Source organism: Gordonia sp. UBA7860 (assembly GCF_002500165.1).
In the GTDB taxonomy this organism is placed as follows: Bacteria; Actinomycetota; Actinomycetes; order Mycobacteriales; family Mycobacteriaceae; genus Gordonia; species Gordonia sputi.
This window is the reverse complement of sequence record NZ_DLSO01000173.1, coordinates 1-1,863: the sequence shown is the minus strand read 5'-3', so window position 1 is coordinate 1,863 and position 1,863 is coordinate 1. Positions and strand designations below refer to the sequence as shown.

The 1,863-nt window shown below is 68.4% G+C and carries 2 protein-coding genes; one reads left to right on the top strand and one right to left on the bottom strand.

Translation table 11 applies throughout. The annotated features are described in order from the left end of the window. Nucleotides 1-102: 102 nt before the first annotated feature. Complete coding sequence (locus B3T59_RS20980; RefSeq protein ID WP_251722597.1) at nt 103-993, bottom strand: DNA-formamidopyrimidine glycosylase family protein; 891 nt, start codon at nt 991-993, stop codon at nt 103-105. 25 nt (nt 994-1,018) lie between these two features. Here B3T59_RS20980 and B3T59_RS20975 point away from each other — a divergent pair, with 25 nt between their 5' ends. After that, nucleotides 1,019-1,759, top strand: coding sequence for a 3'(2'),5'-bisphosphate nucleotidase CysQ (locus B3T59_RS20975; RefSeq protein WP_287005038.1), 741 nt, complete (start codon nt 1,019-1,021; stop codon nt 1,757-1,759). Nucleotides 1,760-1,863 lie beyond the last annotated feature (104 nt).

Sequence of the window (1,863 nt, the reverse complement as noted above, 5' to 3'; positions counted from 1 at the left end):
CGACGTCGCGCGCGGCGTCGAACAGAACGCCCGCCTCCTCTTCCGCGAACACACAGCCCGCCGCCCGCAGCCGCGCGGACAGCGTTGCCGACTGGGCGTCCGTCACTTGAGCAGCCGCGACATCCGACGGTCCGCGAGCACCTTCCCGCCCGTCTGACACGTCGGGCAGTACTGGAATGACCTGTCGGTGAAACTGACTTCCCGGATCGTGTCGCCGCACACCGGACACGGCATCCCGGTACGTGCGTGTACGCGTAGCCCGGTTCGCTTCTCCGACTTCAGTTTTGCGACGCCGAGACCTTCGAGCCGCCCAGTCGCGTCGGTGAGTACAGCCCGCATCGACTCGTAGAGGGTGTCGATCTGGGCGTCGGACAGTGTTTTCGACGACGCGAACGGCGAAAGCTTTGCGGTGTGCAGGATCTCGTCGGAGTAGGCGTTTCCGATCCCGGCGATCACCCGCTGATCGGTCAGGACGTTCTTGATTCGGCCCGACGTGCCGCGCAGGATTTCCGCGAGTTCGTCGCGAGTCACCGCCATCGCATCCGGGCCGAGTGACGCGATGCGATCGACGTCGGCGGCGTCGCGGACCACCCAGACGGCCAATCGCTTCTGGGTGCCGGCCTCGGTGACGTCGAAGCCTTCTCCGGGCAACCCGCAGTGCACGCGTAGCGCGATCGGGCTCTTGCCGCCGGGACGTAGCGGTCGCGGCGAGAGATCCTCGCTCCAGCGCAGCCACCCCGCGCGCGACAAATGGATGACCAGGCTGATCGTCGGCTCGTCGACCTGCTCGGCACTGCCGGGAATCGTCGTGATGACGAGGTATTTGCCGATCCGCGACGCGGAGTCGACGATGCGCCCGATCAGCGCGGTGTACGGCGGATCTGCTGTTTTCAGTACCGACAGCGACGCGACGTCGACACGACGGATCGGGAAGCCGGCAGCGTGCTCGTCGACGTAATCGGCGATGGCGGCGACCTCGGGCAGCTCAGGCATGCCTCCAGTGTGCTCTAGTAAGTGCATGATCTCCGCACATTCCGACGCCGAGCTCGCCGCTCGGATCGCGGTCGGGGCAGGTGAGATCCTCGTCGGAGTGCGCTCGGGACAGTTGCTGGGTGGTCGACAACTCGGCGACCTCGGCGACGCGATGGCCCAGGCGTGGATCGGCAACGTGCTGCGTCGGCATCGCGGCTCCGACGCTGTGCTCTCCGAGGAGGCCGACGACGTCGGCGACCGCGCGAGCGCCGATCGTGTCTGGATCATCGACCCGCTCGACGGCACGCGCGAGTTCGCTTCCGGCACTGCCGACTGGGCAGTCCATGTCGCACTCACCGAGTCCGGCGTGGTGACAGCGGCGGCGGTCTCGCTGCCCGCGACCGGCGAGTTGTTCCGCACCGACACCGTGGAACCCACAAGCGGCCCGCTACGACACCGCATGGCCGTGTCCCGTTGGGGCGGCACGTATGAGGTGGCCGCGGTATCGCGTGCGCTCGGTCTGGCGCCGGTCGAGATCGGGTCGGCGGGCGCCAAGGCGATGGCCGTGGTCCGCGGCGACGTCGACGCCTACGTCCACTCGGGCGGCCAATACGAGTGGGACAACTGCGCCCCGGTCGGCGTTGCGCTCGCCGCGGGGCTTCACTGCAGCCGCCTCGACGGCTCGCCCATCCTCTACAACCGCCCACGCCCGTACATGCCCGACTTCGTCATCTGCCGATCCGAGATCGCCGACGACCTACTCGCCGTCCTCGCCCGGATCTGGTGAGTCTCCGCCGATCGAGCGGCCCCTCCGCTGGTCGAGCGCCCTTACCGCGGGTCGAGCGCCGCACACGCTGGTCGAGCGGCCGCGAGGAACGAGCGGCGTGTCGA